8 protein-coding genes and 1 pseudogene are annotated in these 5,992 nt (G+C 71.8%); 4 read left to right on the plus strand and 5 right to left on the minus strand.

Annotated elements, in window-relative coordinates; translation table 11 throughout:
- The 4 genes from H5J33_RS20355 to H5J33_RS20370 all read right to left on the minus strand — a co-directional run.
- On the minus strand, window positions 1-209 hold a 209-nt coding region (locus H5J33_RS20355; RefSeq protein ID WP_181796361.1), incomplete at its 3' end, for a hypothetical protein.
- A gap of 278 nt (window positions 210-487) precedes the next feature.
- A complete protein-coding gene (locus H5J33_RS20360; protein WP_181796362.1) occupies window positions 488-811 on the minus strand; it encodes an STAS domain-containing protein in 324 nt (107 codons plus the stop codon).
- 156 nt (window positions 812-967) lie between these two features.
- The gene (locus tag H5J33_RS20365) at window positions 968-1,816 is read right to left on the minus strand and encodes a 3-hydroxyacyl-CoA dehydrogenase family protein (RefSeq protein ID WP_030610137.1); all 849 of its coding nucleotides are present in this window, start codon (window positions 1,814-1,816) and stop codon (window positions 968-970) included.
- 125 nt (window positions 1,817-1,941) lie between these two features.
- Window positions 1,942-2,583 carry a TetR/AcrR family transcriptional regulator gene (locus H5J33_RS20370; RefSeq protein ID WP_181796363.1) on the minus strand — a complete coding sequence of 214 codons (642 nt, stop codon included), beginning with the start codon at window positions 2,581-2,583 and terminating at the stop codon, window positions 1,942-1,944.
- A 79-nt stretch (window positions 2,584-2,662) separates the two neighbouring features.
- On the opposite strand from H5J33_RS20370, the gene H5J33_RS20375 reads away from it, so the two are divergent.
- From H5J33_RS20375 to H5J33_RS20385, 3 genes are read left to right on the plus strand one after another with little or no spacing between them, the layout of a single operon-like run.
- Window positions 2,663-3,448 carry an ABC transporter ATP-binding protein gene (locus H5J33_RS20375; RefSeq protein ID WP_181796364.1) on the plus strand — a complete coding sequence of 262 codons (786 nt, stop codon included), beginning with the start codon at window positions 2,663-2,665 and terminating at the stop codon, window positions 3,446-3,448.
- A gap of 22 nt (window positions 3,449-3,470) precedes the next feature.
- On the plus strand, window positions 3,471-4,220 hold the full coding sequence (locus H5J33_RS20380) for an ABC transporter permease (protein ID WP_181796365.1): 750 nt from the start codon (window positions 3,471-3,473) through the stop codon (window positions 4,218-4,220).
- A 13-nt stretch (window positions 4,221-4,233) separates the two neighbouring features.
- Window positions 4,234-4,806 (plus strand): cob(I)yrinic acid a,c-diamide adenosyltransferase, encoded by a 573-nt coding sequence (locus H5J33_RS20385; protein WP_181796366.1) that lies wholly within the window; start codon window positions 4,234-4,236, stop codon window positions 4,804-4,806.
- Between the two features lie 30 nt (window positions 4,807-4,836).
- Here H5J33_RS20385 and H5J33_RS20390 read toward each other — a convergent pair whose 3' ends face one another.
- A complete protein-coding gene (locus H5J33_RS20390; RefSeq protein ID WP_181796367.1) occupies window positions 4,837-5,406 on the minus strand; it encodes a hypothetical protein in 570 nt (189 codons plus the stop codon).
- A 150-nt stretch (window positions 5,407-5,556) separates the two neighbouring features.
- Here H5J33_RS20390 and H5J33_RS20395 point away from each other — a divergent pair.
- Window positions 5,557-5,992 (plus strand): annotated as a pseudogene (locus H5J33_RS20395) (two-component sensor histidine kinase); the annotation flags it as partial.

Raw genomic sequence — 5,992 nt, forward strand, 5'->3', positions numbered from 1 at the left:
GCCCTGCCGGGGCGCTCGGCCGGCGGGCACGGCTCGATCTCGCTGCCGTCGACCGGGTTGACGGTCAGCTGGAGGTCGCCGCAGACCAGCCGGTCCATGCGGGCGGGCGCGGGCGCGGCCGGGGCGAGGTCGGGGGCGAGGGGGTCCCGGGACGGGCGGCGGTGGTGCGCCTGGCCGTGGTCCTCGGGTCCCGGGTTGATCGGGTCCATGGGTTCAAGCTCCCCAAAAGCGTCGTGTGCCCGTGCTGTGGCCCTCCCGGCCTCGTCGCACACCGCGCTGTCGCTTCTGGTCCGGGCCCGCTCGGTCGAGGGTCGCGAGACGGCGGGCGACCGCACCCTAAACCGTCGACGGGTTCCGGCGACAGAGCGGGGTGCCCCGCGGTCCGAGACGTCACGGTCTCGGGAGGATTGCCCCCGCCGTACGGTGCGGCGGTCGCGCCCGGTCCGGCCGGGCCCCGCCGGGTTCGCGCCGTGCCCCGGCGGGTGCCTCACACCCGGGGCAGCGACTCCACGCCGATGCCGCCCTCGATGGCGAGGATGCGGTGCAGCCGGGTGGCCACCAGCAGGCGCTGCATCTGCGGGGGCACGCCCCGCAGCACCAGCCGGCGCCCACAGCGGCCGGCCCGCCGGTGGGCACCCATGATCACGCCGAGTCCGGTGGCGTCCCAGGAATCCAGTTCGGACAGGTCGAGCACCAGGTCGCCGACTCCGGTGTCGACGGCCGAGTGCAGGGCCGTACGGGCGTCCGCCGCGCTGCGGACGTCGAGGCGGCCCCCGACGACCAGCTCGACGTGGTCGCCCCTGATGTGCATATGCGCTCCCCGTTGAGTGCGGTTGGCGTACTCCGTGACGGTTGCTGTGCCCCGTCTGACTGTGCGGGTGGCGGTGCGGTTGCTGCCTGTCAGCGAACCGATACCGATTTCACCCCCGGGAGTGATACTCCCGGGGACTGTGTGGCGGGGTGGGGCTCAGTACCTGTAAAAGCCCTGCCCACTCTTGCGGCCGATGTCACCGGCGTCCACCATCCGGCGCATCAGCTCCGGCGGGGCGAACTTCTCGTCCTGGGACTCGGTGTAGATGTTGCTCGTGGCGTGCAGCAGGATGTCCACGCCGGTGAGGTCGGCGGTGGCGAGCGGGCCCATGGCGTGGCCGAAGCCCAGCTTGCAGGCGAGGTCGATGTCCTCGGCGGTGGCGACGCCGGACTCGTAGAGCTTGGTCGCCTCCACCACGAGGGCGGAGATCAGCCGGGTGGTGACGAAGCCGGCCACGTCCCGGTTGACGACGATGCAGGTCTTGCCGACGGACTCGGCGAACTCCCGGGCGGTGGCGAGGGTCTCGTCGCTGGTCTTGTAGCCGCGGACCAGCTCGACGAGCCGCATCATCGGCACCGGCGAGAAGAAGTGGACGCCGACGACCCGTTCGGGGTGTTCGGTGGCCGCCGCGATCTTGGTGATCGGGATGGCGGAGGTGTTGGAGGCGAGCACGGTGTCCTCGCGCACGAGCTTGTCGAGCGCGCGGAAGATCTCGTGCTTGACCTCCAGCTTCTCGAAAACGGCCTCCACCACGACGTCCGCGTCGGCGGCGGCGTCGAGGTCGGTGGTGGGGGTGATGCGCGCGAGGGCGGCCTCGGCGTCCTCGGCGGCCAGCTTGCCCTTGCTCACGAACTTGTCGTACGAAGCCTTGATGCCGTCGGTGCCGCGCCCCAGCGCCTCGTCGGTGACGTCCCGCAGCACGACCTCCCAGCCCGCCTGCGCGGCGACCTGAGCGATACCGGATCCCATGAGCCCGGCCCCGATGACGGCAAGCTTCCGTGCCACTCCGACTCCCCTTAGAACGCGCTGAACGTCTGCCTCTCCGGCGGACCATAGCGCTCCGGGGGCGCCGTGTGACCGGTAAGTAACGCGCGTCACGTCTCAATTGACGGACATCACACCGGCAGGGGTCAGGCCGCGCCTCGGACGGCGTAGTTGAGGACCTTTTCGCTCAACAGGTCCTCGATGTCGTCCATCAGGACGAGGACCTCTCGTGACACTTCGGCCGGTTTGCGACCGGAGACCATCTCGCGGCCGATGGTGACGAAGACGGCCTGGTGCACCCAGCAGATCTGACCGGCCATCAGGTCCGGCAGCGGGTCGTCGTCGGCGGCCCCGGTCTCCTCTCGCAGGGCCGCCTCCAGGATGTCGTGGGTCTCCTGCTGGAGGCTCCACAGCCGTGAACGCAGCGCCGGCGCCTCCTGGATGACCCGCATGAAGCGGTCGTAGCCCGCCATCAGGCCGACCCGGGGCGAGACGGCCTCGACCTCGGAGCGCAGTTCGCGCAGGACGGCACGCGCGGCGGACTCCCCCACGTCCCGGCCGCGGACCCAGCGGGCGAGCCGGCCGGCGACTCCGGCCGAGCGGTCGAAGAAGAGGTCCTCCTTGGCGGGGAAGTAGTTGTAGACGGTGTTGACGGAGACGTTCGCCGCCTCGGCGATCTCCGCGACGGTCACCGCCTCGAAGCCGCGCTCCAGGAACAGCCCCGTGGCGACATCCGAGATGTACTGCCGGGTCTGCCTCTTCTTCCGCTCCCTGAGCCCCTCAGCCATGCCCTCATCCTAGCTTCACTGGCCTCACCCAAACTTTGGGGTCATTGCAAATTTTCAGAGACTCTGTTTTTCTGGAGGCATGGCAGCAGTGATCAGCACGGCGGGCCTGGCCCGCACCTTCCGGACGAGATCCGGTCCCGTCGAGGCCGTCCGCGGCATCGACCTCACCGTCCACGAGGGCGAGATCCTCGGTTTCCTCGGCCCCAACGGCGCCGGCAAGACGACCACCCTGCGGATGCTCACCACCCTGCTGAGGCCGACCGGCGGCGCGGCCACCGTGGCCGGCCACGACCTGGTGGCCGACCCCGCCGGGGTGCGCCGGGTCAGCGGCTACGTCGCCCAGTCCGGCGGGGTCGATCCGCAGATCACCGTGCGGGAGGAACTGGTCACCCAGGGCCGGATGTACCGCCTGCCCAAGGCGCGGGCCGTCGCCCGCGCCGCCGAGCTGGCCGCCGAACTCGGCCTCACCGGGTTCCTGGACCGCAAGACCGGTGCGCTCTCCGGCGGTCAGCGGCGCCGCCTGGACATCGCGATGGCGCTCACCCACCGCCCTAAGGTGCTCTTCCTGGACGAGCCGACGACCGGCCTCGACCCCGGCAGCCGCGCCGGCCTGTGGGAACTGGTCCGCCGGCTGCGCGACGAGCACGGCACGACCGTCTTCCTGACCACCCACTACCTGGACGAGGCCGACGCCCTCGCCGACCGCCTGGTGATCGTCGACCAGGGCACGGTCGCCGCCGAGGGCACCCCGGGCGCGCTCAAGCTCCGCTACGGCGGCTCGCTCGACGCCACCCTCCAGGACACCTTCCTCGCGATCACCGGCCGCGGCCCGGCCCCGGCCGGCACCGCCCCCGTCGCCGTATAGCCGTACAGGAGATCCGGAAACGATGCTGCTCCACGACACGGCCCTCGTCTACGGCCGCTATCTGCGCCAGTCCCTGCGCTCCCGCTTCGCCCTGCTCTTCGGCGTGCTGACACCGCTGCTGTACCTGGTCTTCTTCGGTCCGCTGCTCACCGGCCTGCCGCTGGGCGGGCGGGGCGGTTCCTGGCAGGTGCTGGTCCCCGGGCTGCTGCTCCAGCTGGGGCTGTTCGGCGCCCTGTTCGCCGGCTTCACGGTCATCATGGAGAAGGGGCAGGGGGTGGTGGAGCGGATGCGGGTGACCCCGGTCAGCCGGCTCGCCCTGCTGCTCGGCCGGGTGCTGCGGGACGCCACCGTGTTCGTCTTCCAGGCGGTGCTGCTGGTGCTGGCCGCGCTGGTGATGGGCCTGCGCGCACCGCTGGCCGGCGTCCTGATCGGCTTCGCCTTCGTGGCCCTGCTCACGGCCTCGCTGGCCTCGGTGTCGTACGCGCTCGGCATGAAGGTGCGCACCCCGCAGGAGTTCGGCCCGCTGATCAACGCGGTGTCGATGCCGTCGATGCTGCTGTCCGGCCTGATGCTCCCGATGAGCCTCGCGCCCGCCTGGCTGGACGTGCTGTCGCACTTCGTCCCGTTCCGCTATCTGGTGGACGCGGTCCGGGACGCCTACGTCGGCGACTACACGAGCGCGCACATGCTCTACGGCGTCCTGGTCGCCGTGGGCTTCACGGCGCTGGCCGTGACGGTGGGCACACGGGTGTTCCGGACGGCCGGGGCGTAACTACGCTGGCCGCATGGTCAATCTGACGCGCATCTACACCAGGACCGGCGACCAGGGCACCACCAGCCTCGGCGACATGAGCCGGGTACCCAAGACGGACCTCAGGATCGCCGCCTACGCGGACGCCAACGAGGCCAACGCGGTGATCGGCACCGCCATCGCGCTGGGCGGGCTGGCCCAGGAGATCGTCACGGTCCTCACCCGCGTCCAGAACGACCTGTTCGACGTGGGCGCGGACCTGTCGACGCCGGTCGTGGAGAACCCCGAGTACCCGCCGCTGCGGGTGGAGCAGTTCTACATCGACCGGCTGGAGGCGGACTGCGACCGGTTCAACGAGCGGCTGGAGAAGCTGCGCTCCTTCATCCTGCCGGGCGGCACCCCGGGCGCGGCCCTGCTGCACCAGGCCTGCACGGTCGTCCGCCGGGCCGAGCGCTCCACCTGGACGGCCCTGGAAGCACACGGCGAGACGATGAACCCGCTGACCGCGACCTACCTCAACCGCCTCTCCGACCTGCTGTTCATCCTCGCCCGCAGCGCCAACCAGGAGACCGGGGACGTGCTGTGGGTCCCGGGCGGGGAGCGTTAGCCGCCGCGCGCCGGACGCGGGCGGCGAGCGTCAGCGCCGCCCGGCCCGTTCCCGGTCCCCGGCACGCTCCGGGGCCCGCTTCGGGAACAGCGTGTAGCTCGCCGCGATGACGACGTTGATGCCGGTCAGCCACAGCATGGACTGCTGCCAGGCGCGCAGCGAACCGGTGTCGCCGCTGTCGCCGACGTACCAGACCGCGCCCTGGAGCAGGACGAGCGCGACGCCCGCGGCCAGGATCCAGCGGCCGGCCACCTTCCACTCGTGGACGGCGCGGGCGGTGCCGTACCCGGGCGGCTTCACCGGGGGCGGGCCGCCGGCGAAGCGGTGGGCCACCCGGGCGTCCACCCACTTGACCGTGGAGTGGCCGAGGCCGACGGTGAAGCCGATGTAGACCGCGGCGAGCCCGTGCCGCCAGTCCGGCCGCGCGCCGTTCTTCAGGTCGATCGCCGTGGCGACGAAGAGCACGACCTCCAGCAACGGCTCGCACAACAGCAGCGCCAGTCCGGTGCGCGGCATCCGCAGCGCGTACCGGAAGGCCAGCCCGGCCGCCAGCAGCACCCAGAACGCCACCTCGCAGGCGATGACCAGGCCGACGATCACGATTGGCTCCCCTCGTTCCCCTCCAGGATCCCGCCCTGGCCGGCCGGTTTCGTCGTCGGCGCTGAGGACCGTGCCGTAAGCGAAAGTCGCAGTCCCGCACCCTTCCCGGGGAGCAGGCGGGGCCGGCCGCGGGCGTGTTGGATGGAGGGCATGGCCCGCACGTTCCCCCGCCCGCACCGAGACGACTGGTGGATCGCCGTGGGCGGGCTGCTCGGCGGGCTGCTGCTGTGGGCGCTCGGCGTCCAGCCCCGGGACCGCTCGGACAGCGTGGTGCTGTGGCACGCGCCCTGGGCGGCCCTGGTCCCGCTGGCGCTGACCGCCGCCTGCGAACCGCTGCGCCGCGTGCGGCCGCGCACCGGCCTGCTGATCGGCACCCTCATGCTGGCGTTGGACACGGTGACCCTGGGCAGCGTGGTCACGGTCGTGCTGTACACCGACCTGATGTACGCGGCCGTCCTGTACGGCACCCCGGCCTCGGCCCGCCGCATCCCGTGGATCGCGGGGATGCTCACCGTCCTCGGCTCGGTGGTGCCGGCGGCGCTCTGGCACGATCCGCAGGGGCTGCTGATCGGGCTGGGCATCGGGG

It is taken from the genome of Streptomyces sp. WELS2 (assembly GCF_013870595.1).
Classification (GTDB): domain Bacteria; phylum Actinomycetota; class Actinomycetes; order Streptomycetales; family Streptomycetaceae; genus Streptomyces.